Annotated in this window: 24 protein-coding genes; 19 read left to right on the top strand and 5 right to left on the bottom strand. The window is 40.6% G+C overall.

Features of this window, described 5'->3' with window-relative positions; translation table 11 throughout:
- The first annotated feature begins 60 nt into the window (after positions 1-60).
- The 14 genes from ACIQ0H_RS07600 (at position 61) to ACIQ0H_RS07665 (ending at position 17,172) form a co-directional block, all read left to right on the top strand.
- Positions 61-663, top strand: coding sequence for a hypothetical protein (locus ACIQ0H_RS07600; RefSeq protein ID WP_403412983.1), 603 nt, complete (start codon positions 61-63; stop codon positions 661-663).
- A gap of 59 nt (positions 664-722) precedes the next feature.
- Positions 723-1,217, top strand: coding sequence for a Cys-tRNA(Pro) deacylase (gene ybaK / locus ACIQ0H_RS07605; RefSeq protein ID WP_403412985.1), 495 nt, complete (start codon positions 723-725; stop codon positions 1,215-1,217).
- Between the two features lie 144 nt (positions 1,218-1,361).
- A complete protein-coding gene (locus ACIQ0H_RS07610) occupies positions 1,362-1,994 on the top strand; it encodes a YczE/YyaS/YitT family protein (protein WP_403412986.1) in 633 nt (210 codons plus the stop codon).
- 471 nt (positions 1,995-2,465) lie between these two features.
- Positions 2,466-3,704 (top strand): ABC transporter substrate-binding protein, encoded by a 1,239-nt coding sequence (locus tag ACIQ0H_RS07615; protein WP_403412988.1) that lies wholly within the window; start codon positions 2,466-2,468, stop codon positions 3,702-3,704.
- 77 nt (positions 3,705-3,781) lie between these two features.
- Positions 3,782-4,714: a carbohydrate ABC transporter permease gene (locus tag ACIQ0H_RS07620; protein ID WP_403412990.1), complete on the top strand. Its 933-nt coding sequence runs from the start codon at positions 3,782-3,784 to the stop codon at positions 4,712-4,714.
- On the top strand, positions 4,711-5,532 hold the full coding sequence (locus tag ACIQ0H_RS07625; RefSeq protein WP_403412992.1) for a carbohydrate ABC transporter permease: 822 nt from the start codon (positions 4,711-4,713) through the stop codon (positions 5,530-5,532). Before ACIQ0H_RS07620 ends, ACIQ0H_RS07625 begins: the two co-directional genes overlap by 4 nt.
- Before the next feature lie 38 nt (positions 5,533-5,570).
- Positions 5,571-8,627: a glycoside hydrolase family 2 TIM barrel-domain containing protein gene (locus tag ACIQ0H_RS07630; protein ID WP_403412994.1), complete on the top strand. Its 3,057-nt coding sequence runs from the start codon at positions 5,571-5,573 to the stop codon at positions 8,625-8,627.
- A gap of 367 nt (positions 8,628-8,994) precedes the next feature.
- Positions 8,995-10,659 carry an amylo-alpha-1,6-glucosidase gene (locus ACIQ0H_RS07635; protein ID WP_403412996.1) on the top strand — a complete coding sequence of 555 codons (1,665 nt, stop codon included), beginning with the start codon at positions 8,995-8,997 and terminating at the stop codon, positions 10,657-10,659.
- A 12-nt stretch (positions 10,660-10,671) separates the two neighbouring features.
- Positions 10,672-11,538: a DMT family transporter gene (locus ACIQ0H_RS07640; protein ID WP_403412998.1), complete on the top strand. Its 867-nt coding sequence runs from the start codon at positions 10,672-10,674 to the stop codon at positions 11,536-11,538.
- Between the two features lie 134 nt (positions 11,539-11,672).
- A complete protein-coding gene (locus ACIQ0H_RS07645) occupies positions 11,673-12,671 on the top strand; it encodes a LacI family DNA-binding transcriptional regulator (protein WP_403413000.1) in 999 nt (332 codons plus the stop codon).
- 221 nt (positions 12,672-12,892) lie between these two features.
- Positions 12,893-13,960: a hypothetical protein gene (locus ACIQ0H_RS07650; RefSeq protein ID WP_403413002.1), complete on the top strand. Its 1,068-nt coding sequence runs from the start codon at positions 12,893-12,895 to the stop codon at positions 13,958-13,960.
- 78 nt (positions 13,961-14,038) lie between these two features.
- On the top strand, positions 14,039-15,229 hold the full coding sequence (locus ACIQ0H_RS07655) for a glycine C-acetyltransferase (protein WP_403413004.1): 1,191 nt from the start codon (positions 14,039-14,041) through the stop codon (positions 15,227-15,229).
- A gap of 65 nt (positions 15,230-15,294) precedes the next feature.
- Positions 15,295-15,999 (top strand): DNA alkylation repair protein, encoded by a 705-nt coding sequence (locus tag ACIQ0H_RS07660; protein WP_403413005.1) that lies wholly within the window; start codon positions 15,295-15,297, stop codon positions 15,997-15,999.
- 228 nt (positions 16,000-16,227) lie between these two features.
- Positions 16,228-17,172 carry an L-threonine 3-dehydrogenase gene (locus ACIQ0H_RS07665; protein ID WP_403413007.1) on the top strand — a complete coding sequence of 315 codons (945 nt, stop codon included), beginning with the start codon at positions 16,228-16,230 and terminating at the stop codon, positions 17,170-17,172.
- Between the two features lie 611 nt (positions 17,173-17,783).
- Here ACIQ0H_RS07665 and ACIQ0H_RS07670 read toward each other — a convergent pair.
- The 5 genes from ACIQ0H_RS07670 to ACIQ0H_RS07690 all read right to left on the bottom strand — a co-directional run bounded on the left by ACIQ0H_RS07670 (position 17,784) and on the right by ACIQ0H_RS07690 (position 21,717).
- Positions 17,784-19,136, bottom strand: a complete 1,353-nt coding sequence (locus ACIQ0H_RS07670) for a YjiH family protein (RefSeq protein ID WP_403413009.1) — start codon at positions 19,134-19,136, stop codon at positions 17,784-17,786.
- A gap of 168 nt (positions 19,137-19,304) precedes the next feature.
- Positions 19,305-19,991 (bottom strand): bacillithiol biosynthesis deacetylase BshB2, encoded by a 687-nt coding sequence (gene bshB2 / locus ACIQ0H_RS07675; protein WP_403413011.1) that lies wholly within the window; start codon positions 19,989-19,991, stop codon positions 19,305-19,307.
- A gap of 10 nt (positions 19,992-20,001) precedes the next feature.
- Entirely contained in the window at positions 20,002-20,352 is a 351-nt protein-coding gene (locus ACIQ0H_RS07680; protein WP_403413013.1) for a YojF family protein, read from the bottom strand.
- Positions 20,353-20,553: 201 nt separating this feature from the next.
- Positions 20,554-21,387 carry a bifunctional hydroxymethylpyrimidine kinase/phosphomethylpyrimidine kinase gene (gene thiD, locus ACIQ0H_RS07685; protein ID WP_403413015.1) on the bottom strand — a complete coding sequence of 278 codons (834 nt, stop codon included), beginning with the start codon at positions 21,385-21,387 and terminating at the stop codon, positions 20,554-20,556.
- A gap of 63 nt (positions 21,388-21,450) precedes the next feature.
- A complete protein-coding gene (locus tag ACIQ0H_RS07690; RefSeq protein ID WP_403413017.1) occupies positions 21,451-21,717 on the bottom strand; it encodes a hypothetical protein in 267 nt (88 codons plus the stop codon).
- 114 nt (positions 21,718-21,831) lie between these two features.
- Between ACIQ0H_RS07690 and ACIQ0H_RS07695 the strand changes: the two genes are divergently transcribed.
- The 5 genes from ACIQ0H_RS07695 to ACIQ0H_RS07715 are packed head-to-tail and all read left to right on the top strand — an operon-like array spanning position 21,832 to position 24,205.
- The gene (locus tag ACIQ0H_RS07695) at positions 21,832-22,605 is read left to right on the top strand and encodes a DUF4230 domain-containing protein (protein WP_403413019.1); all 774 of its coding nucleotides are present in this window, start codon (positions 21,832-21,834) and stop codon (positions 22,603-22,605) included.
- Complete coding sequence (locus tag ACIQ0H_RS07700) at positions 22,598-23,284, top strand: uracil-DNA glycosylase (RefSeq protein WP_403413021.1); 687 nt, start codon at positions 22,598-22,600, stop codon at positions 23,282-23,284. Before ACIQ0H_RS07695 ends, ACIQ0H_RS07700 begins: the two co-directional genes overlap by 8 nt.
- Positions 23,285-23,331: 47 nt before the next feature.
- Positions 23,332-23,508, top strand: coding sequence for a uracil-DNA glycosylase (locus ACIQ0H_RS07705; protein WP_403413023.1), 177 nt, complete (start codon positions 23,332-23,334; stop codon positions 23,506-23,508).
- A complete protein-coding gene (locus ACIQ0H_RS07710; RefSeq protein ID WP_403413025.1) occupies positions 23,505-23,768 on the top strand; it encodes a YwdI family protein in 264 nt (87 codons plus the stop codon). Before ACIQ0H_RS07705 ends, ACIQ0H_RS07710 begins: the two co-directional genes overlap by 4 nt.
- A 56-nt stretch (positions 23,769-23,824) precedes the next feature.
- Positions 23,825-24,205, top strand: coding sequence for a DUF423 domain-containing protein (locus ACIQ0H_RS07715; RefSeq protein WP_403413027.1), 381 nt, complete (start codon positions 23,825-23,827; stop codon positions 24,203-24,205).
- The last annotated feature ends 84 nt before the right edge of the window (positions 24,206-24,289 follow it).

The raw sequence follows: 24,289 nt of genomic DNA on the forward strand, positions 1-24,289 counted from the left end.
TTGGAAAATTAAAATGTGTATACTAGGAGGAATAGAAAAATCGTAAGGTGGTGAAGGCACATGAATACTGTAATGGTATCCACATCGGCGGGTGATCATTTGCAACGCTATGATGCAATTCGGCGTAAAAATGCTGAAAGTGCTTATAATCGTAGTTTGCAGTACAATGGACGCAATCAAGAGCTAGTGGAAAAACTGGAGGCTTTATTAATAGGGAAAGACGAACCGCAACTCATTCAACCTGAAAAGCGTGCATTACCGGAGCTTAATGCGGGGCAAATGAAGAAAGTTGTACTTCCGATTGGTAAAACGCTTGAGGAAACCATAGATCTTTGGCGGGATGTGCGAGCAACTGCCATTTCTGTGCCGGAACCAACAATTATAGATCATCAACTTGTAGCCACAGCGTCTGCAAAGATTATGCAGGTAGAAACGCAAATTGCGTTACAGAAATTGGCGCAATCAGAATTCGAAGTAGAGATGGCAAACGAGGAAATCAAAACTGGAAAAAGGGTATTCTACGAAATACCGCCAGGCTTTGATCGGGAAAAATTTATGATGCAAAAACGCTTTGAACAAATGATTTCAGCGTATTCTTTTCAGGTAGAAGCCAAGCGGAATGGTTATGAAATTGGCGAACCAAACTTTTCGAAAGTTATGTAATGATTGTAAAAGGTCACCCCGTGGGGTGGCCTTTTCTATCAGATAAGGGGGGGAGAATTATGGCAAAACAGAGTCGAGCGGCGAAGACCAATGCAGTTAGGCTGTTGGATGGTCTAGGGATTCACTACGAACTAATGGAATATGATGTGACGGATGGCTTGTTAGACGGTGTTTCTGTTGCTGAAAAAACGGGTCAAGAAGTAGAAAGTGTCTTCAAAACACTAGTGACAATGGCGGGTCCGCGGGAGTTATTTGTCTTCTTAATACCGGTGGCGCTTGAACTTGATTTGAAAAAAGCGGCAAAGGCTGCTGGGGTGAAAAAGTTAGATATGCTACCTGTGAAAGATTTAATGAAAGAAACGGGCTATGTGCGCGGGGGCTGTTCTGCAGTTAGCATGAAGAAAAACTACCCGACGTTCATCGATGAGTCTGCGCAAAGCATACGTATGATGATTGTGAGTGCAGGGAAAGTGGGGCTACAGATGAAGTTAGTTCCAGAAGAGTTGGCACGTGTCACAGAGGCTGTATTTTGCGATATTGTAAAAGATAGTTAGGCTACGTCTTGCGGATGACACAAAATATGGCATGTTATATCTAGTTTAGTAGGCAATGAACATGTTATAATGGATAGATTGAAAACGTAACATTCATGCGGAATAGGCATGAATGTTCTTTTACGTGTAGAGAGAAGGATTTGTATGAGAAAGATTTTACTATGGCGCTGGGCGTTTTATTTTATCGGTCTACTGGTTGTGTCCCTTGGAATTTCAATGACTATTAAAGGACAGAAACTAGGGATAGGGCCTTGGGATGTGCTTCATGTCGGATTATATCAGCATTTCGGTTTGACCATTGGTACGTGGGGAATCATTACTGGATTCCTTATTGTCATTGCAACGGCGGCTGTATTGAAAGCGTGGCCGAAAATTGGCACCTGGCTAAATATGCTGTTACTTGGTATCTTTATCGACCTATTTAACTGGTTGTTACCGGATTTCACTTCATTTGGTGCACAAACGGTTATCTTTACATTAGGTGTTATTGTGATGGGGTGTGGTGCTGGTCTCTATATTTCACCTAATATAGGTGCGGGACCACGAGATAGTTTGATGCTCGTCCTTGTTGAAAAGACGGGAGCCAGTGTGAAGAAAGTACGAACGACTCTCGAAGTCATTGTCGCGATTGTCGGTTGGTTATTTGGAGGACCTATTGGGATTGGTACAGTACTGATTGCATTATTCTTAGGTCAAATGGTTCATTATACATTGCCCCAAAGTCGGAAATTACTGATGAAAATACTAGGTGAAGAAGATGAGCAGTTTTTACATTAATCGCTCAGTTTAAGAGTCTCCTTCCTCGACGCAAAGCGCGGGTGGGAGACTCTTCAATTTTTTGCCAATCATACTATGATCATTTGATTGAATAATTAGTCTCCGGTTTGATTGAAGAGATCAAATGATCGTCGTCTATAATGTCATTTAGGGCATGTGAAGTAATGGTAGACCCATTATTTTAGTAAAACCAACTATCAGTGGATATTTGGATTTTTGAATTGAACTATTTTGTTGGAAAATCAGGAAAAACTCCCTCGAAAAATGGGACATTTGAAGTGGAATAGCTTCATTCTAACACTATTAATCATACTTGAAGAAAAAGTATCCATTAAAAGGATACTTTTTTTGATATAGCAGCTCCTGAAAACTTTCTCCTCAATTTTATTTTACTAAAAATTATTAAAATTATATTTACTTTTAGTAAAAGTCAGAATATAATGAAGGTGTTCAAGAAGGGGGAGGAATATTATGAAGTTATCGAAAATTAAATCTGTTTTCTTTTTATTTCTTGCAGTTACGTTGCTATTAGTGGGGTGTAGTTCATCAGCTGGGGAGAAAGGTGATACTACACAAGATGGTAAAGTTAAACTCCGCTTTGCTACTTGGGATGTTGGCGATGATGTTAACTTACAACAAGATATGATCGATAAATTCAATGCATCACAAGACAAAATTAAAGTGGTTTTGGAGTCTTATGGCAGTGAATATGACACGAAAATTACAGCAGGTATGGGTGCAAAAGATGCCCCGGATATTATGTATATGTGGAACTACCCACAATATAAGGATGCGCTAGAGCCACTTGATACTTACCTTGAAAAAGAAGGCGCAGAGTTTAAAGATAATTTCTATGAAACGCTATGGAACTACAATTCAGCAGATGGACAAATTTTAGGATTACCAGTTGGCTATACTACACACGTTGTTTATTACAACAAAGCGCTGTTTGACGAGGCGGGTGTTGATTATCCAAAATCGGGTTGGACTTGGGAAGATCTTCAAGAAACAGCTAAGAAAGTAGCAAACAAGGATTCAAAAGTAAGCGGTTTCGCGTTTTCTGGAAAGCCTGATCCATATGATTTCGAAATGTTCCTATGGAGTAATAACACATCTTATGTCGATGAAGAGGGAAATTTAAAAGGTAATGTTGATTCCAAGGAATCAGTAGAAGTATTTGAAATGTTCCAGAACATGGCGAAGGATGGCTATGCCATCACGACAGAAGGTTCTGGGTCAACAGAAATGAAATCTGGTAAAGTTGCTATGTTTGTCTATGGTGCATGGGGATTAACACCATTAAAAGAAGCGGGCATTGACTATGGCGTGGTGGAATTACCGTCATTTAAAGACAAAAAAAGCGTCAGTATTTTAAGTTCTTCAGGTGTTTCTATCTATAAAAATTCAAAACATAAAGATGAGGCATTCGAATTTATCAAATTCTGGACAAATGAAGAAGCGAATAAGGAAAGAATCGGCTTTGAGCTACCTGTTTTAAAATCAGTTGTAGAAAGCGAACAACTTGAACATGATGAATTGAAAAGTGTGTTCTATACGATGCTTGAACAGAGTGATGGATATACACCTGCATCATTTATCGTTAAAAATTGGAGTCAAATGTCTGAGGATTTGAAATTCACGTTTGAGTCCATGTTGAATCCAAGTACATTATTGGATCCGAAAGAGGCATTAGGTAATGTAGCGAAGTAAAAATATCATTCTTTGATGTGGTAAAGCACCTTGTAAGTGCTTTACCATATTTTCTAATCTGACGAAGGGGACATCTTATGCAAAATATAACTGAGAAAAAGAAGAGTTATCAGCTCATAAATAGAAAAGTGCCCTATTTATTTATAATGCCGTGGATTATTGGATTTTTAGTGTTTACCTTAGGACCACTTATTTTTTCGCTAATTATGAGCTTTTTTAATTGGCCAATCACGAGTGAACCAACGTTTGTTGGATTTGATAATTACAAAACAATGTTTACTGAGGACCCACAGTTTTATAAATCAATATTGATTACGTTTAAATTTGCTGCGATTTTTGTGCCACTGAATTTGGCGATTGCATTAATTTTAGCATTGCTTATTACGCAGCCGCTAAAAGGGATGAAATTTTTCCGCACAATCTTTTATTTACCAGCAGTTGTTTCGGGTGTAGCGATTTCAATCATTTGGGGATGGATTTTCAACTCTGAATATGGAATTTTAAATTATTTGCTTTCGGTAATTGGGATCGAGGGTCCAAAGTGGCTTGTAGATCCGAAGTGGGCAATCTTCACAATCATAATAGCGAGTGCCTGGGGCGTCGGTATTATGATGTTAATTTTTTATACCGATATAAAAGGGATTCCTTCAGAATTGTATGAAGCTGCTGCGATTGATGGCGCAGGACCATTACGTCAGTTTATCAGCATTACGATTCCAAGTATTACACCTACAATTTTGTTTAACGTTATTACGTCCGTTATCGGAGCGTTACAACAGTTGGCCTTGGTATTACTACTGACCGGCGGCGGTCCTTTAAAATCAACTTATTTCTATGGATTATACGTGTATAATAATGCATTTAAACATCATCAATTAGGTTATGCAAGTGCAAATGCATGGTTTATGTTCATCGTTATTTTAATACTAACAGCGCTCATCTTCAAAACATCTTCTACATGGGTATTTTATGAAAATGAAGTGAAAAAAGAAGGGAAGAAGAAAAAATGAAGATGTCAAAAGGATATAAAATTATCATATTCGGTCTTCTAGGGATATTTTCATTATACTTCTTATTACCGTTTGTCTGGGTAGTCCTTTCAGCATTAAAAACAGAAACAGAAGTATTTAGTTATCCCCCAAAAATTTTCCCGGAAAGTTTGCAATGGCATAACTTTGTAGATGCATGGAAAAGTCAACCGTTCGGCGTCTATTTAAAGAATTCCGTCATTGTTACGGTAATGACAACGCTTGGTCAACTTATTTCCTGTTCATTAGTTGCTTATGGGTTTGCTAGGTTTGACTTTAAGTATAAAAATCTTCTATTCATCCTAATGCTTGCGACAATGATGATTCCTTGGGATGTTACGATGATCCCGTTATATATGGAATTCAATATGTTCGGTTGGATTAACACATTAAAGCCGTTAATCGTCCCAGCATTTTTTGGATCAGCTTATTACATCTTTTTGTTAAGACAATTCCTAATGAGTATACCAAAGGATCTTGAAAATGCAGCCCGCATTGATGGGGCAAACGAATTCCAAATTTTCTTCAAAATATTCGTACCGATTATGAAAGCTCCGCTGATCTTAATTGCAGTTCTAAATGTTTTGTCCGTATGGAATGACTACCTTGGTCCATTAATTTATCTTCAAGACCAATCAAAATATACATTGGCACTAGGACTCGCAGCGTTTAAAGGAGTTCATGATCTTCAAATTTTACCGATTATGTCAATTACATTAGTCATGGTTATTCCGCCAGTTATTATGTTCCTGATCGCACAAAAATACATCGTCGAAGGAATTAGTGGGTCCATTAAATAAACAAAAAAATATCATAGTGTTATATGGGGGAAGATAAAATGCGTCGAGAAATGAAAAAATGGGAAAATATCCATCTAACGGGAATCAATAGACTCCCTGCTCATACCGATTTTTATAGATATGAAACGATGGACAACGCACAAATGTTTAGTAAAGAAAAAAGTAAAGGGTATTCATTGCTAGATGGAACGTGGAAATTCTTATTTGTAGATGCACCGGAGCTGTCACCGCAAGGATTTGAAAAAGAGGACTTCAGCATTGACGGGTTAGACGATATGGAAGTTCCTTCAAGTTGGCAAATTAAAGGCTATGGAAATATGCATTATACAGATGTTTTGTATCCGTTTGCCATCAATCCACCGTTTGTGCCGCAAGAAAATCCGACTGGCATCTATTTTAGAGAGCTTGTTGTTTCCGATGTAACTGACGGTGAAGCGCTTATTTTAAAATTTAATGGTGTAGATTCTGCATTTGATGTGTACATAAACGGACAACATGTTGGTTATAGCAAAGTATCAAGAGTGCCGTCCGAATTTGATATTACGGCATATGTGAAGGAAGGAAGTAACCGTCTTACTGTAAGAGTCTATCAATTTTCAGATGGAACGTATTTAGAAGACCAAGATATGTGGTGGCTTTCGGGTATCTTTAGAAGCGTTGAACTGTTTACCATTAACAAAAATACGCTTTGGGATGTTCATGTTGAAACAGTGCCTGATGAAAACTACGAGAATTTCACATTGAAAATTGGTGGAGCGTTTTTAACAGACCAAATAAATGAAGTAGTTGCTACGCTTTACCATCATGACGAACAAGTCGATCAGTTTGACATGGAAGTGGTTGACGGGAAATTCGAAGTGAGTAGAATCCAAGAAAAACCACTTTTATGGAATGCAGAGGAGCCGAACCTATATACACTTCTTCTCGAGTATAACTTGTTAGATGGAAAGGAAATTGTGCCACTACGTATAGGTTTCCGTGCCATTGAGGTTATTGACAACGAAATTCGTGTGAATGGAAAGCGGATTTTCTTTAATGGGGTGAATCGCCACGACGCACATCCAAAGACAGGTAGAACAGTAAGTTACGACGATATGCTTAAGGATATTAAAATGATGAAACAGTACAATATTAATGCTGTTCGTTCAGCGCACTATCCAAATAATGATGTGTTCTATGATTTATGTGATGAATATGGTCTTTACGTTATTAATGAAGCAGACCTTGAATGTCATGGTTTTGAAAATACCGGAAATTACAATTGGATTTCTGACAATGAACTATGGGAAAAGCAATATGTAGATCGAGCAGTACGTATGGTGAAAAGAGACCGTAACCATCCAAGTATCATCATGTGGTCACTAGGAAATGAATCAGGCGCTGGTAGAAACTTTACTGCAATGTACAATGCCATCAAGGCGATTGATTCTACTAGATTAGTACATTATGAGGGAGACAGAAATGCGGCATACAGTGATGTTTACACGACGATGTACACGCGCTTAAACCGACTTGAAGAAATCGGTAAGGATGAAGAAGGCAAGAAGCCTCATATTTTATGCGAATATGGACATGCAATGGGGACTGGCCCTGGCGGCTTAACGGAATATCAACAAATCATGAGAAAATATCCTAGATTGCAAGGTGGCTTCATCTGGGAATGGTGTGATCATGGAATTGAAACGACAAACGACAATGGCGAAACCTACTATTTATATGGTGGAGATTATGGTGACTTCCCGACAAACGGCAACTTCTGTATTGATGGACTTGTATTCCCGGATAGAACTCCGTCACCAGGACTTTTGGAATACAAAAAAGTGGTTGAACCGATTGTCACTGAGGAAGTAAACATAGCTGAAGGAAAAATCCGTATTAAGAATTTATACGATTTTAAAAACCTGAGCGGAGTGACCCTTCGTATGGAAGTAAAATCAATCGGTACACTTATCGAAGAAAATGAAATGAAGTTACCAAATATCCAAGCACATGAATCGTTGGATATTACTTTGCCAGTAGATGTAGTAAAAGCTGCCCAGCATGACGATGTTCGAATCTACTTAAGCTATCAGGAGACTGAAGATACTCGCTATGTGGAAAAAGGTCATGAGATTACAAAAGAAAGCTTTTTATTAGAATCTACAAAAATTGAAAAAGAAGTAAAGTCTGTCACTTCAACAGGATCTGACTTTGTAATTAAGGATGAAGGTGCTCAGCTCACAATTGAGAATGACCGGTTCGAGGCTGTTTTCTCAAATGTGTATGGAACACTTGAATCTTTCAAATCTGAAGGGGAAGAAATTATTAACAAAGGACCCGAAGTTACCCTTTGGAGAGCGATTATCGACAATGATATGTACAAAAAGGATGACTGGATTAATAAATATTTCCTTAAAAATACCAAAGAACAATTAGCAGATGTTACTTACGAAGTGACAGCAGATTATGTAGATGTGAAGATCACGAAGTTTTTATCTACTGTGAACCAGGCATGGGGCTTCCACCTAACATATCATTATCGTGTGACGAAAAATGGTGCCCTAAATATTGATTTACAAGGTGAAAAGGTATTACGAGGCCATGAAATTCCAGAAATACTGCCACGAATTGGCGTTACGATGCATCTTAACGAGGACTACAACAAAGTTACTTGGTATGGACGCGGTGATTCTGAATCGTACCAGGATACAAAACGTAGTCAACCAATTGGTTTATATAACAAAACGATTCAAGACATGCATACAGATTATGTATACCCACAGGAAAATGGTTCACGCTGCGATACTTCTTTCCTAGCTGTAGCTAATGATGAGCAAGCATACCTAGTTAATTTTAAAGAAACGTATGATTTTACAATCCGTGATTACGAAACAAGTGCGCTTGAAGAAGCCAAGCACCGCGGTAATATTAAGAAGTCACCATTTACAGTGTTGACGATTGATTTCAAGCAAAGTGGTGTGGGAAGTAATAGTTGTGGTGAGGAACAGTTACCTCCGTACAGAACTGTAATTGAGGATTTCCATCTTCAATTTGAAATTAGAAAAATAGACAAGAGTAGTCTAGTGGAAGAAAGTAAATTTTTCACGGCCCAGTAAGAAGTAAGCAGGGGAAACCCTGCTTCTTATTTCGATCAATTACGCCTCGGCGTAATTGCGTCCAGATTTTTTTTCGAGCTTGAGGCCTACAGGAAGTAGGTCATGCAGTCGTTGCGACAGGACGTCGCGCACCTAGACTGCCTTCTTAAGTTCCTCTGAAAATCTATGACATTCGCCGGAGGCTTGGGCCTGCACGATGCAGGTCATGCAGGCGTTCCCGCAGGACGTGGCGAACTTAGCTTGCGTTCTACTGTTCGGCAGGGAGTTCAGGCTTCCTCTGATTTTGAAGTGCAATCCGGCATCCTTCCCGCCGCTTATTGAAGTAGGGGACATCTGCTGATTCAAGTTAAAAAAGGAGCAAAAGCCTATGAAATTAAATATAAAAGAAATCCCTTTTTCTCGATTTGGTTCTTATTTTTGTGTATCAAAGGAAAAGGATACAAAGGAAATTTATATACGTGATGTTCATGGTGGAGATGATGCACCATCAAAATTATTTAAATTGGATCTGTTACAGGATGGCATTGAACAAGAATTTGACATCGCCGCTACAGAAACGTCCTTGCGCTTTTATTTAGTGAAAGATATTGAGAAATATGCAGAAATCATTATTCCGGAAGAAGATGAGCTTCATATTGAGGCAAGTGGGGTTGAAGTTCGTTTACAAGCTAGTAAAGTGAAGTACGATACCCTTCACGAATATGAGGATGGCATGTATGAATATCATATTTATCCGAAGGAATTAAAGCTGATGATCAGCAAGCTTTCGGGTGTGATGTCTGTTGACGCGCCGTGGAATGTGATTGGCAATGATTATATCGACATTCGTATGAGTAATGGGCACTTTGTTATTGAAAGCTATCGCACCGTTTTTAAACCGAAAGAGTATGCAAGTTTTCAAGCAGGAAAAGAAAAGGTTGAGCAACTCTATCAGGAGTGGGTTGAAAATAATACCGAGAAAAATGAAGTATACCAATCCTCAATTGATCGTGCGGCCTATATTACTTGGTCAAGCATCGTTCACCCGGATGGATTATTAAAAAATTATGCCATGTATATGTCAAAGCTTTGGATGTATAACATCTGGTCTTGGGACAATTGCTTTAATGCGTTACATATTGGTGCGAAGTATCCGGAGCTGTCTTATTCTCAGCTGAAGATTTTTATGGACACGCAGGATGAATCGGGAGCATATCCAGACTTTGTGAATGATAAGTTTGTGTCTTATAACTGTATTAAACCACCAGTCTTCGCATACGCTTATGAAAAATTGATGGAAGTGAATGACTACTTTAAGGAAGAGAATCGTCTAAGAGAGGTTTATGAATCTACTAAAAAAGTAATGCTTTACTTCGATCTATACCGAACGTATGAAGGTAGACTTCCACATTATAAGCACGGTAATGACTCAGGTTGGGATAATTCCTCCTTGTTCCATAGCGGAATGCCAGTTGAGGCACCAGATCTTGCTAGCTTTTTAATTCGAACATATGATATTTTAACGAAATTTGCTAATCTTCTTGGAGAAGAGGAAGAAGCAAAGCAATTTACTGAAAAAGCAGACACACTTTTCTCCTTATTAATGGAACGACTTCATGATGAAAATGGCTTCTTTGGTCGTGTTGGCAAGGATGCTAAGAAAATTGACATCCGCTCCAGCCTGATTTTGCGTTTACCGGTTTTAATCGGATATCGCCTAGATAAAAAAATCATGGACCAACTTGTAGAGGACCTTGTGAAAAACTTTGAAACGAAATATGGATTTGCAACGGAAATGCCATCAAGTCCATTATATAAGGAAAATGGTTACTGGCTTGGACCGATTTGGGCCCCAGTTACCTATCTTTTCATTGATTCATTAAAGAGTTTTGGTTACGCTGAGGTTGGAGAAAGAATTAAAGAAAAATATCTAAATCTCACACTTATCGGCGGTATGGCAGAAAACTTTGATCCGTATAGTGGAAAAGGGCTCGTTGATACTTCCTTTACTTGGACATCAAGTGTGTTCCTATCGTTAATCGAAAGTAAGTAGGTGGAGGATTAAATGCGGAAATATATTGGAGAACTAGGGCTTGCGGTAGTTGCTATTATTTGGGGGAGTGGATTTGTTGCAAGTGCAGTGGCACTCGAACATTTCACGCCATACCAAATTCTTGCAATTCGTTTCCTTATTGGCGTTATTTTGTTGACCCTTGTCTTTTTTAAGAAACTAAAGAACATCAAAAAAAGTACAATTATTAAAGGGTCAATCATTGGAATCTTTTTATACTTAGCATTTGCTCTACAAACGGTCGGGTTGGTGTATACGACCCCATCCAAAAATGCTTTTTTAACCGCTGTGAACGTGGTCATTGTACCGTTTATTGCATTTTTCATTTTCAAACGAAAAATGGACAAGTTTGAGTTATCTGGTGCATTACTTGCGATAATTGGCGTTGGAGTCTTGTCACTAAAGCTGTCAGGTGGCGTCAATTTCGGGGATTTTCTTACACTATTATGTGCAGTAGCATTTGCATTCCATATTTTCTACACAGCACAGTTTGTAAAGGACGAAGACCCTGTTCTGTTAACGGTAATTCAAATGGCAGCTGCAACTGTGTTAGGACTTATTGTAGTCCTTTTCAAAGGAGAAACAAATTTTGTAGCAAGCTTTGAAGGTGTATCGGCTGTTTTATATTTGGGTGTATTCTCCACCACGATTGCTTTTTTACTGCAGACAGTTGCTCAAAAATTCACAACCGAAACAAAGGCGGCAATCATTTTATCAACAGAGGCATTCTGGGGAATGGTATTCTCCGTTATTATTTTGAGCGAGGTTTTAACCGGCAAAATGGTCATTGGAGCGATACTAATCCTTGTAGCCATTATTATTTCGGAAACGAAGCTGAAATTTCTTAAAAAAATTCCGTAAAGAAGCAGTGTAGCAAGAGCCGTCACGAAGAACGGCTTTTGCGAACAAGCCTATGGAAAGCATCCGCCTGAAGTAGAAATTGAAATTGATTTCATTTCATTATAGAAATAAATCGAGCAAAGTAGGTATGGAAAATGGCGACGATTAAAGATATAGCAGACTTAGCGCAGGTTTCTATGGCAACAGTTTCTCGAGTGTTAAATTATGATGAAACACTCAATGTGACCCCGGAGACAAGAAAGCGAGTTTTCGAAGCGGCAGAGGAATTAAACTATGTCATCACCTCGAAAAAGAAAAAGGCGAAAAAGAAGGGGAACATTGGGCTCTACTATTCTTATTCACTTGAAGAGGAATTGGTTGATACCTACTATCTTTCTATTCGGGTAGCACTAGAAAAAAAACTTGAAAGTCTGGGGGTGGAATATTTTAAAATTACAAAGGATGATACTAAAAAAAGTTTTTCAAAATTAGACGGAATCATCTGCCTTGGAACTTTTAAAAAAGCGGATATCGAATTGATTAAGAGCTATGACAAACCGTCTGTGTTTGTAGACGCAAATCCTGATGAAAGTGTTTTTGACGCGGTGGTGATTAATTTTAATTCGGCAACGAAAAATGCACTTAACTATTTAGTAGAGTTTGGCCATGAAAATATTGGCTTTATCGGTGGTATTGAGACTGATATGTTCGGCAACGAATTCAAAGACTTGCGGCAGGACGTTTTTGAAGCCTATTTGAAGGAAAAGGGAATTTTTAAGGAGGATTTCGTTAAAATTGGGGGCTACACTCCAAAGGATGGCTACCAGATTTTAAAAGAAATGCTAATCCAAAATGAAAAACCAACAGCTCTATTTGTCGCAAATGATTCAATAGCAATCGGATGCTACAAAGCGGCCTACGAATTAGGTGTTAAAATTCCAGAGGATCTCAGTATCGTCGGTTTCAATGATGTTTCCTCTGCGCAATACATGGTTCCACCGCTTACTACAGTGAAGTTGTACACAGAAATCATGGGGGAAGCCGCAGTTGACTTACTGCTTGAACGCATCGCAACGAAACGGGAAATATGTAAGAAAATAACGATTCACACGAAGCTTATTGAAAGAGGTAGTGCGACGAAAGTGAAAAAATAACCGGAAGCACTACGAGACATAGGTTTCTTGGTAGTCTTCTTAGTCTATTTAGTGAAAAATTGACGATGACATCAAAAAAACAATTAAAAAATGGGCAATGGTAGATGTGTACAATTACTTCCACCGCTTTTTAGTAGTTATTTAAAGCACAGGCTAGTAAGCTGTGCTTTTTTTTATTGTTCGTGCATAGAGTAGTCGTATGTAAAGAAAGGATGATCGACATGTACGGAACGATAACCCAATACATGGGGACAGCCTATACAGGATGTGGGATCTCCCATAAATACGATACCTTAATTGCGTCAGCTTCGGAAACACTCTTTTTGAAATGCCCACCTACAAATATGCTGTCAACAGTCTTACATGAAACTGCCACAAATTATGTAAAACGAGGCTTTGACGTTGATAAATTCATGGACCCTATACAACCAGAAAAAACGGATGCAATTTTTGTAAAAGGTCCGAACTTGCTTTTCATACAAGCATCGCATCCCGTTGCCCTAGAACCTGCGGAAATCGGTGGGAGACACCGTGTGATTAGTTTTTATGATATTTACGATGAAAAGAAATTAAGTGAACGAAACGGATTGATTGTCGAAAGTTTGACAGAAGCGGAAGTAGCGCTACGCAAAGCGTTAGACTCACTCGCAACTGCAAAGAAAATCCACGATGATTGGGAAGTTCTTAACATTAACCGAATGATGTGGGAGCAACATGAAAACTTAATCGAATCGTTGAAAGAAGAACTATTTGGCACCATCAGGTTGAACAAGAAAACGACTGTTTCGCATCGACTGATCGGTTCATTAACGTCTGGTGGTGCACAGGATTTTATCCCCTCGATTACAAAAGGTTTGGAGAGAAGAATGCTTATTAAAGGGCTGCCTGGTACGGGGAAATCAACGCTGATGAAATCGATTGGAGCAGAGGCGGAAAGACGTGGATTTGATGTGCTGTATGGCTGGTGCGGCTTGGATCCTAACGGCGTAGATCTTGTTCAAATACCTGAATTATCGATGTGCATATTTGATTCGACGCTACCACATGTCTACGATGTCGAGCGTCCAGGGGATGAGATACTCGATCTTGTGTCTATGTGTGTAGAAGATGCTGAAGCGGAAAAAGAAATTGAAACGATTCAGGAGACTTATAAAGAAATTATGTTAGATGCTACGGGTTATATGCAGGCTTATGCACAGGCTGAAAATAAAATGAAAGTGACGATGGATTCAGCTGTCAAGCAATCGGTATTTGAATCGAAATCAAAGGTATTGTTGGAATTGTCATAACAAATATGCTCTTTATCATACGATTGGGCCAATCGTGTGATAAAATGAAAGCATCATTTGTTTGAAAGGAAGATTATTTTGTCAAAAGTACTCGATGCATTTTTACAAGAAAATTTACAAGATCTTCGTAACCAAGGATTATACAACGAAATCGAACCTGTCGAAGGTCCGAATGGCCCGATCATTAAAATTAAAGGTAAAGAACTTGTAAACTTGTCTTCCAATAACTACCTAGGTCTCGCAACGGACGAAGATTTGAAGCAATTAGCGATTGCAGCAACGACTAAATATGGTGTTGGTGCAGGAGCGGTTCGAACAATTAACGGGACGCTGGATATTCATATTGAGCTTGAAAAAAAGCTGGCTGCATTTAAAGGGACGGAAGCGGCAATTTCTTATCAGTCAGGATTCAACTGTAATATGGCGGCAATTTCAGCTGTCATGGGTAAAAAAGATGCGATTCTTTCGGATGAATTGAATCACGCTTCCATCATTGACGGCTGCCGTCTATCAGGTGCAAAAATCATTCGTCTCAATCACCAAGACATGGATGATCTTCGTGCGAAAGCGAAGGAAGCGACGGAGTCAGGTTTGTATGAAAAAGTAATGTATATTACAGACGGCGTGTTTTCAATGGATGGCAATATCGCTAATCTTCCAGAAGTCGTGAAAATTGCTAAAGAGTTCGATTTGATCACGTATGTAGATGATGCACACGGGTCAGGCGTCACAGGTAAAGGGAAAGGGACTGTGAAGCATTTCGGTCTCGAAAAAGAGATTGATTTCCAAATTGGTACATTGTCGAAAGCAATCGGCGTCGTAGGTGGCTATGTTGCAGGATCTCAGCAATTGATAGATTGGCTGAAAGTCCGTTCTCGTCCATTCCTATTCTCGACTGCACTGCCAGCGGGCGATGTAGCGGCGATTATGGGTGCGCTTGACAAAATTACCGAATCTACAGTGTTGCATGACAAACTATGGGACAACGGTAATTACTTGAAAGAAGGGCTTGCTAAGCTTGGTTTCAATATCGGTGCTTCTGAAACGCCGATTACGCCATGTATTATTGGTGAAGAAAAGCTGACGCAACAATTTTCAAGTCGTCTTGCCGAAGAAGGCGTATATGCAAAATCTATCATTTTCCCAACAGTTGCGAAAGGGAAAGGGCGCGTACGCAATATGCCGACCGCGGCTCATACGAAAGAAATGCTTGACGAAGCGCTTGCTGTTTACGAAAGAGTTGGCAAAGAGCTAGGCGTCATTAATTAATAAATAATAAACCCTGGATGGCCATTGTGCTGTCCGGGGTTTATTGCCAATGGGAGGCTATTTTGATGACTTTTGAAGAAGTGATGGCGGAGCTTGAAGCTTATGGCAATGAACAGACGAAGAAAACGTTTTTGAATCATGGAGCACCTGAACCACTTTTTGGGGTTCGTGTAGGAGATATGAAGAAAATTTTGAAATACATTAAGAAAGATCAAGATTTAGCACTTCGCCTGTATGAGACTGGTAATTATGATGCAATGTATCTGGCGGGACTTGCGGTTGACCCTAAACTGCTGTCTGAGGAGGATATCAGGCGATGGGTTTCAGAGGCGAAATGGTACGCGGTTGCGGAATATACAATCGGATGGGTTGCAGGTGAAAGTCCATTCGCACTCAAATTGGCGCGCGAATGGATTGAATCCGAACAGGAGATGATAGCCGTTGCGGGTTGGAGTACATACGCCAATTACGTGATGTATGCAGGGGCAGATGTATTAGATTTTGATGAAATACGTTCACTACTGCTGCGTGTTCAACAGACGATTCATCAAGCACCAAACCGAGTTCGTTATGTGATGAACCAATTCATCATTTGTGTAGGTGCGTATGTGCCGGAACTTCGTGATCTCGCGAAAAGTGTCGCGGAGACAGTTGGGAAAGTGCATGTTGATGTAGGTAATACAGCGTGTAAAGTGCCAGTTGCAACGGATTATATCGAAAAAGTCCTGGCACGTGGTGAGCCGAAGAAAAAGAAAACATTACGTTGCTAATAGAAACGTATATAAAGCACATACTCCTATAAACAGAAAAAGCCCGCTGAGTTGAGCGGGCTTTTTCTGTTTATTAGGAAGACATATATTCATAAGTAAATTTGCATTGTCTTTTCCGTGAGTACGTTTTATAATGAAATTAAGTTATAAAATCAACGGATTTAAAAAATGATAATATTAGTGTACTCTCCAAAAATACAAACGTTCGTGAGTGAGGAGCATTTTAAAATGAAAAAAATCATGGTGACAGGAGCGCTTGGTCAAATCGGTTCGGAATTGATCACGAAGCTTCGTTCGGAATATGGTAAGGAAAATGTATTGGCAACGGATATTCGTCGTACGGATGCATCAGAGGATGGCCCTTTTGAAATTCTTGACGTGACAGATACGCAGAAAATGCATACGCTTGCAAAAGACTTTGGTGCGGATACAATGATGCATATGGCGGCGTTGTTGTCTGCCAAAGCGGAGGAAGAGCCGTTATTTGCATGGAATCTTAATATGGGCGGGCTTATGAATGCGCTTGAAGTATCGCGTGAACTGAATCTACAATTTTTCACGCCGAGTTCAATCGGTGCATTTGGACCATCAACGCCAAAAGTAGATACGCCTCAAGATACATTGCAACGTCCAACAACAATGTATGGTGTCAATAAAGTCGCGGGTGAATTATTATGCGATTATTACTTCCATAAATTCGGATTAGACACGCGCGGTGTCCGATTCCCAGGACTTATCTCGTACGTAGCAAAACCAGGCGGTGGAACAACGGATTACGCGGTGGATATTTATTATAAAGCGCTTGAACAAGGGAAATACACATCGTATATTGCGGAAGGTACATATATGGATATGATGTATATGCCTGATGCATTGCAGGCGATTGTCGATCTAATGGAAGCTGATTCCTCGAAACTAGTTCACCGCAACGCATTTAACGTGTCGGCGATGAGTTTCGAACCGTCTCAAATCGCAGCTTCCATTCGCAAGCAAATTCCTACATTTGAAATGGCATACGATGTCGATCCAGTGCGCCAAGCAATTGCTAACAGTTGGCCGGATTCAATCGATTCATCAGTAGCAATCCAGGAATGGGGCTTCAAAGCTGACTATAACTTGGATAAAATGACTGAAGATATGCTAGCGAAATTGAAAATAAAATTAAATGCTTAATATGAAAACCGCGGGAATGCTTCCGCGGTTTTTTTGTGGAGAATTATTTATTTTTGTGCGCGAAGTGATAGCCTAGGCGTGCAAAGAGTCGTCCTCCGCGCGCGAAGCGATAGTCCAAACGCGCAAAGAGTAGTCTTCCACGCGCAAAGTGATAGTCCAAACGCGCAAAGAGTGGTCTTCCGCGCGCAAAGCGATAGTTCCAGCGCGCAAAAGTAGTCCCTCGCGCGCAAAGCGACAGTTCCAACGCGCAAAGAGTGGTCTTCCGCGCGCAAAGCGATGGTTTCAACGCGCAAAGAGTGGTCTTCCGCGCGCAAAGCGATAGTTTCAACGCGCAAAGCGATAGTTCCAACGCGCAAAAGTAGTCCCTCGCGCGCAAAGCGACAGTCCAACGCGCAAAGAGTAGTCTTCCGCGCGCAAAGCGTAGTCTTCCGCGCGCAAAGCGATAGTTTCAACGCGCAAAGAGTGGTCTTCCGCGCGCAAAGCGATAGTCCAAACGCGCAAAGAGTAGTCCCTCGCGCGCAAATTGCATCTGTTGGTGCGTATAAAAGTTACGGCAAGGATATATTTATCAAAAAACCCCGCAAACAGTCTGCGAGGTTTTCCGTACTTTATTAAAATAGTAAGTGTGCAACACCTGCAATGATTGGCAATGAAATTAATGTGCGTAGTAGGAAAATAACAACTAGATCAAAGAAGTTAACCGGGATTTTTGAACCAAGAAGCAATCCACCGACTTCTGCCATGAAAATCAGTTGTGTCACCGAAACAGTGGCGACGACGAACAGCGTTAAGTCAGACGTGATAAGACCTTCTGCTAAAATAACTGGAAGGAACATGTCCGTGAACCCGACAACCATGAGTTGCGCGGCGTCTGCCGCTTCGGGAATACCGAGGACGGTTAGAATCGGTTCGAACGGTTTTCCTAAAATCGTGAAGACGCTCGTATACTCTGCAAGAACGAGGGCGACCGTCCCGAAAGCCATGACGATTGGTATAACGCCGATCCACATATCAAGGACATTTTTAAATCCTTCTATAAACATCTTGATGAAAGAACGGTTTGCATCGGCTTTCTTTAACGCGTTTTCAAGACCATGGGATAAGGCGCTATATCCTTCAGGCAATTTTTCATCATCGCCAGTAAATGGTCTCCCGTCAATGTACTCTTCTTTTTTTCCGGCTAGCGGATAAATACGAGGCATAATGAAAGCGAGCACAAGACCAGCAAAAACGACTGTTGCATAGAAAGGCAAGAAATACGTCCCAAGTCCAACATATTCAATGATGATAATGGAGAACGTAATCGATACGACGGAAAATGTCGTTCCGACGATTGCGGCTTCTTTTTTTGTATAATAGCCTTCTTCATACTGTTTACTCGTTAACAATACCCCGATTGTTCCGTCCCCAATCCATGATGTAAGGGCATCAATCGATGAACGGCCAGGTAATTTAAATACTGGTCGCATGACTTTTACCATCATGGTTCCGAAAAATTCAAGTAACCCAAAATTCAATAGTAGTGGTAAAAGTAGTCCGGCGAATAAGAAAATGGTGTATAGGAATGAGACCAATCCATCTGGAGAAAGAAGTAGCCCACCAGTATTTTCATTCCAAATCGCTTCAGGTCCAACTTTGAATGTCACCATGATCGCGAAGATAGCTCCGATAATACGAGTGACTGCCCAGAATGGAGTCACTTTGAATAAATTCACCATAAATGATGGTTTGGTATGATCTGGTCTAACAAATAAAAACAATGTAGAGCCAAGTGCAGCGATGACAATAATAATCATTGCGGCCATAGGCATTACGGGTTCAAGTGTGACCGCCAAAATATTTGCGAACTTAGCGATCGGTACTTTCCACTCTTCCCCAAATTTTAATGGAATCATGAATAGAATAATCCCGAGAATAGATGGAATTAGAAAATAAAACCACGTAGATAATGAAAACTTTTTCATGTACATCCCCCCATGTAAAACAAATCACTGTGTATATAATGAATATTTATACATACTAACTTGTTTATTTTCCTTTGTAAATAGAGTATATCCTATTTCCATTTTTCAGTCTATTAATTATTATAAAAAAGACACAGTCTGATTGACTGTGTCTGCTAGTCTTTACAGTTATTCAAAATCCCGATTCCAATTATACGTATAGAAACGCTCATTATTGAGCCATTTTAATGCATCTGGATCTTTCGCTGCTAATTTTGTCTCCATCTCCTGCATCATCCAAACTGTTTGGGATGCATGGGCGTTTAACGTCGCAATTTTTTTGTCGGCAACTGCTGTCACATCATGTAGCACATCGGGTTCACCAATCAGTTCAACTGTATTGTTGGCAAAGGCGATGGTATAGATGACGGGACGAACCGTTTCATCCATACGTCTAACCGCACGGATGACTGCGCGTGCCGTTGCATCGTGGTCGGGATGGACGGAAAGGCCCGGATAGAACGAAATAATAAGTGAAGGATTCGTTTCTTCTATTAAATCTGTTATGAGTTGGACCATTTTTTCATCGTCTTCAAATTCAATTGTCTTGTCGCGTAAGCCCATCATGCGCAAATCATCTAGCCCCATTGCTTCGCAAGCTTTTTGAAGTTCGCCTTTACGGATTTGCGGTAACGTTTCGCGGTTAGCAAATGGTGGGTTACCGAAGTTACGTCCCATCTCGCCGAGTGTTAAGCAAGCATAAGTGACGGGCACGCCCATTTCTCGATACGATGCAATTGTGCCGGATACGCCAAATGCTTCATCGTCTGGATGGGGGAATACAACAAGTACGTGACGTTCTTTTTTTATCATCAAAAAGGCCTCCTTAATATGTGAATGGTGTTTCGCTTATTTCAAACGCAATCGCAAGCTTTCCTTCTGGATCAAGACCTGCCATTAGCAAACGACCGTGTTCATCAAGCTTATAATGCGTGATACCTTGCGCATAAATCCAGCCCGAGGGCAGTTTTAGACCGATGCGATGTGGTGAATCACCAGCAACTTTTCCGAGTTCAAACTTTACGATGACGTTGCGGATAAATGCACCGACATTAAAAAATCCTTCATTGAAATGAGCGGCATAAGAACCGTTTGTTGTTTCAAGATGGATATAGACATCTTTATTGGCAAAGGAAGTAATGAGTTCCTGTAAATGATCGGGTTTTACTTTTTCCATGAGTAGTCCTCCTTAACACTGTAACTGTGCTTCCTATTTAGTATATAGAAAAAAAGTATTGAAAGCGATTGACGCGGCTTGATGATGCAGGGGGTAACTAACAGGTGGGAGTCCAACGAAACTGTCAATGCGTCCAACAAAAAAACGCCAAGAGAATGTTCATGACTCTCTTGGCGTTTATATAACGCTGATACAGCTGTATTAAACCTCTGTTGTTGTAATTGCTGGTGCGTCAAAACGATTTTTCGCACCGTGCATAACAGGGCCGACATAGTCGTTCAATTTCCAACCGTTAGCAATCGCGGCAGTTACGAATTTTTTAGCTTCCAATACAGCTTCTTGGACTGGTAAACCATTTGCAAGATTTGCTGTGATGGCAGCCGCGAATGTGCAGCCCGCGCCATGATTATAATGTGTATCTGTTTTCTCGGCTTCCAGAAGCGTAAATGTGCTGCCGTCATAGAATAGATCCACAGCTTTATCATGCTCAAGTTGTTTGCCACCTTTGATGACAACATTACGAGCGCCAAGAGAATGGATTTTTGCTGCGACTGTTTTCATTTCTTCGATCGTTTTTGGTGTTTTTGTGCCTGCAAGTTGTCCTGCTTCGAACAAGTTTGGTGTGACAATTTCCGCTTTTGGTAAAAGGAATTCTACCATTGCGTCAACTGTACCAGGGTTTAGCACTTCGTCATCGCCTTTGCAGACCATAACTGGATCGATGACAACATGATCGAGACCAGATTCCGCAATTGCGTTTCCAACAATTTGGATAATTTCTTCTGTGCTAAGCATTCCTGTTTTAATGGCGTCAATCCCTGTTGAAAGGGCTGTTTTAATTTGTGCTTTCAAGACGTCAACTGGTAATGAATAAACGCCGTGTGACCAATGATTGTCCGGATCCATTGTTACGATAACTGTAACAGCTGTCATCCCATATGTTCCGTGCTCCTGAAATGTTTTTAAGTCGGCCTGAATGCCAGCGCCGCCTGATGTATCGGATCCTGCAATAGTTAGTGTTTTTTTCAACGTCATAGTGTGAACGTCTCCTTTTGGTTGGAATGAACTATGAATGTATCTTATCAAATAAATTAAAAATTACAAAGAACCTAGATCCTCTGCCGTCATCATTTTTACAACGGAATAGGCTAGAAGTGTTGCAATCAGGAAAGTCACTACTGCAGTTTTGTAAAGTCCATTCAAGACCAGCCCGATGACAAGTGCGAAAAGAACGAGGATTCCACATCCGAAAAGAAGTAGAAAAATGATGAGTCCAATATTTTTAGAACGCTCGGGTATATTGTCGGCTTGTTTTGCGGCTGCTGCTATTTTTTTTATCTTGTCTCGTAGTTGCATGTCGGCCATATCGCATCTCTCCCTCGCATAATCGTACCATGTCTTTCTAGTTGTTTCACCTGCAACTTTCCTATAATCTAAACGTATAAGATAGTGTCGAAAAAAGAAGGAAAGAGGGATGTTGTGAAAAAGGGAAAAAAAATAGATGATATGGAACGCTTGTTGAAAGAATTGAAGATGGCAGAAAAAGAATCGGCCGTGACAGTAGATGAAGTGAGAGGTCGTCCATTTGGATTTTGGCGTGCTGGTAAACTATTCTTTTCAGTTTGGAAAAAGTCATTTCTGGCAATCGCCTTACTGATTCTACTGTTAATAATCGCCTTGCCGTTTATTACGTTTTTTATTTTGAAACAGGGAAGCACATATACGGAACAGAAGGGTGCATTTTTGGAGCAAATTCAAGAATTGAACGAGCTTGCCACGGCTGAGGCTTATACGAAAGTAATTATTGAACGCCAAGATAATACATTGTTTGGACAAAGCATTGGACTGAATGTACCAGGAACGAAACGGCAGCTACTAGTTGTCATACCGGGATCGGTAAAGGCGGGCGTTAACATGTCCGGTTTGACGGAAAAAGATGTCATCATTGACGAGGACAAAAAAACGGCGAAGCTAACATTGCCACCCGCTACTTTTTTAGGAGGGGCAGAAATTTATTTTGATAAAGTTGAAGTGTACTCCTACGAAGGTATTTTCCGTGAGAAGGCAAATATTGAAGAAGCTTACGAACTTGCTGCGGAAGCGAAAGAACTTATATTGGAAGAAACAGCAGGACAAGGTGTGTTGACGATGGCGCAACAGAATGCCGAGAAAACATTACGGGAAATGTTTTCATTTGCGGGGTATGATGTGACAATTGAATTTAAGGACAAAGTAGACGTAGCGGATGAATAATATAATATTGGGTAACGATTGGGATGCCGTCCTAAAAGAAGAGTTTACAAAACCGTATTTTGTGAAGTTACGCGAATTTCTCGAAAAGGAATATGCGGAGCAAACGATTTATCCACAGATGGATGATTTGTGGACGGCTTTTAAATGGACACCATTCAATGACGTGAAGGTTGTCATTTTGGGACAAGACCCGTATCACGGTCCTGGACAAGCACATGGATTGAGTTTTTCTGTACAGCAGGGTGTGAAAATTCCGCCGAGTTTACGCAACATGTTCAAAGAACTTGTAGCGGATATCGGTTGTCCTGTTCCGGGAAATGGAACATTGACGGGGTGGGCGAAGCAAGGCGTTCTCATGCTAAACACAGTGCTGACTGTGCAGCAAGGACAAGCCCATTCGCATCGCAAGCAAGGATGGGAAACGTTTACGGATGAAGTCATTCGGCAATTGTCAGAGCGTGACGAGCCGATTGTGTTCATTTTATGGGGACGCCATGCGCAGGACAAGAAAAAGTTGATTGATCTATCACGTCATGCGGTGATTGAATCGGTCCATCCAAGTCCACTCAGCGCAAGTCGTGGATTTCTTGGTAGCCGCCCGTATTCAGCTACAAATCAGATTTTAGAGTCGTGGGATGAAAACCCAATTGATTGGAGCACAACAGACGGTGTACTTTAATTTGCACGTCTGGCGTGATAAAGTGGAAGTGAATAGAGGGAATTGAAATGACTGTGAATTGTTTTCAATGCCAATATTTCTTCGTGACATGGGATCAGCAAAATCCCCGCGGGTGTAGAGCGTACGAGTTTAAAACGCGGGAACTGCCATCGCTCGTCGTGAAGCGATCATCCGGCATGGATTGTTTGAAATTTGTTCAGAAGAAAGGGGATATGAAACGGTGATTTCATATGACCGCATCATCTTGGAAATGGAACGACAATTAAGCGTAGCAAAACGTGCGAATGACGAGCGTACTATGCGCGAGGCATTATCGGCTATGAGGTCACTTTGTGAAGTAGCACTTGGCGGGAATAGCGTTAAGCAAGAAGAGAAAGTTGTTCCAAAAATGCTTGTAGTGCCTGACGTGCAGTCCATCTCTTCATTAGAAGGAAAGCCGCTAGAGGAAGAAGATGCAAATGGCGGCTCGTTATTTGATTTTTGATCGACTTGCTTCGGTGCAAGGTGTAATTGATTTATAACAGGAAAGTAGGGAGAATCATGCCATTTTTCATTATCGCGGGTGCTGTTAACGCAGCGATCGCAGTCGCATTTGGAGCGTTTGGTGCACACGCACTAAAAGAAAAGCTGTCTGAACATTACTTAGCCGTCTGGGAAACAGCTGTCCAGTATCAAATGTTTCATGCGATTGGATTACTTGCCATCGGAATCCTTATGAGCTCATCATTGTTCGGCGCAACGACACAGTTAACATGGGCAGGTTATTTATTGCTTGCCGGTATCATTATTTTCTCGGGTAGCCTATACGTATTGAGTCTATCTGGAATTGGTATACTTGGTGCCATCACGCCAATTGGCGGCGTCGCTTTCATCGCTGGTTGGATTATGCTAATCATCGCGGCGGTTAAATATACAAGCTAAAACAGGGGGATATCCTCCTGTTTTTTTGTTGCTAGGAATGTCCGCCTGGCGAGGAAATCGATCTGGTTTGAACTACGGGTCTGA

It is taken from the genome of Sporosarcina sp. NPDC096371 (assembly GCF_044762865.1).
Lineage (GTDB): Bacteria > Bacillota > Bacilli > Bacillales_A > Planococcaceae > Sporosarcina.

What these genes read in the sequence shown, in the direction of transcription:
- ACIQ0H_RS07600 (WP_403412983.1), top strand. Translation starts at nt 61, where the DNA reads ATGAATACTGTAATGGTATCCACATCGGCGGGTGATCATTTGCAACGC.
- ybaK (WP_403412985.1), top strand. Translation starts at nt 723, where the DNA reads ATGGCAAAACAGAGTCGAGCGGCGAAGACCAATGCAGTTAGGCTGTTG.
- ACIQ0H_RS07610 (WP_403412986.1), top strand. Translation starts at nt 1,362, where the DNA reads ATGAGAAAGATTTTACTATGGCGCTGGGCGTTTTATTTTATCGGTCTA.
- ACIQ0H_RS07615 (WP_403412988.1), top strand. Translation starts at nt 2,466, where the DNA reads ATGAAGTTATCGAAAATTAAATCTGTTTTCTTTTTATTTCTTGCAGTT.
- ACIQ0H_RS07620 (WP_403412990.1), top strand. Translation starts at nt 3,782, where the DNA reads ATGCAAAATATAACTGAGAAAAAGAAGAGTTATCAGCTCATAAATAGA.
- ACIQ0H_RS07625 (WP_403412992.1), top strand. Translation starts at nt 4,711, where the DNA reads ATGAAGATGTCAAAAGGATATAAAATTATCATATTCGGTCTTCTAGGG.
- ACIQ0H_RS07630 (WP_403412994.1), top strand. Translation starts at nt 5,571, where the DNA reads ATGCGTCGAGAAATGAAAAAATGGGAAAATATCCATCTAACGGGAATC.
- ACIQ0H_RS07635 (WP_403412996.1), top strand. Translation starts at nt 8,995, where the DNA reads ATGAAATTAAATATAAAAGAAATCCCTTTTTCTCGATTTGGTTCTTAT.
- ACIQ0H_RS07640 (WP_403412998.1), top strand. Translation starts at nt 10,672, where the DNA reads ATGCGGAAATATATTGGAGAACTAGGGCTTGCGGTAGTTGCTATTATT.
- ACIQ0H_RS07645 (WP_403413000.1), top strand. Translation starts at nt 11,673, where the DNA reads ATGGCGACGATTAAAGATATAGCAGACTTAGCGCAGGTTTCTATGGCA.
- ACIQ0H_RS07650 (WP_403413002.1), top strand. Translation starts at nt 12,893, where the DNA reads ATGTACGGAACGATAACCCAATACATGGGGACAGCCTATACAGGATGT.
- ACIQ0H_RS07660 (WP_403413005.1), top strand. Translation starts at nt 15,295, where the DNA reads ATGACTTTTGAAGAAGTGATGGCGGAGCTTGAAGCTTATGGCAATGAA.
- ACIQ0H_RS07665 (WP_403413007.1), top strand. Translation starts at nt 16,228, where the DNA reads ATGAAAAAAATCATGGTGACAGGAGCGCTTGGTCAAATCGGTTCGGAA.
- ACIQ0H_RS07670 (WP_403413009.1), bottom strand. Translation starts at nt 19,136, where the DNA reads ATGAAAAAGTTTTCATTATCTACGTGGTTTTATTTTCTAATTCCATCT.
- ACIQ0H_RS07680 (WP_403413013.1), bottom strand. Translation starts at nt 20,352, where the DNA reads ATGGAAAAAGTAAAACCCGATCATTTACAGGAACTCATTACTTCCTTT.
- thiD (WP_403413015.1), bottom strand. Translation starts at nt 21,387, where the DNA reads ATGACGTTGAAAAAAACACTAACTATTGCAGGATCCGATACATCAGGC.
- ACIQ0H_RS07690 (WP_403413017.1), bottom strand. Translation starts at nt 21,717, where the DNA reads ATGGCCGACATGCAACTACGAGACAAGATAAAAAAAATAGCAGCAGCC.
- ACIQ0H_RS07700 (WP_403413021.1), top strand. Translation starts at nt 22,598, where the DNA reads ATGAATAATATAATATTGGGTAACGATTGGGATGCCGTCCTAAAAGAA.
- ACIQ0H_RS07705 (WP_403413023.1), top strand. Translation starts at nt 23,332, where the DNA reads ATGACTGTGAATTGTTTTCAATGCCAATATTTCTTCGTGACATGGGAT.
- ACIQ0H_RS07715 (WP_403413027.1), top strand. Translation starts at nt 23,825, where the DNA reads ATGCCATTTTTCATTATCGCGGGTGCTGTTAACGCAGCGATCGCAGTC.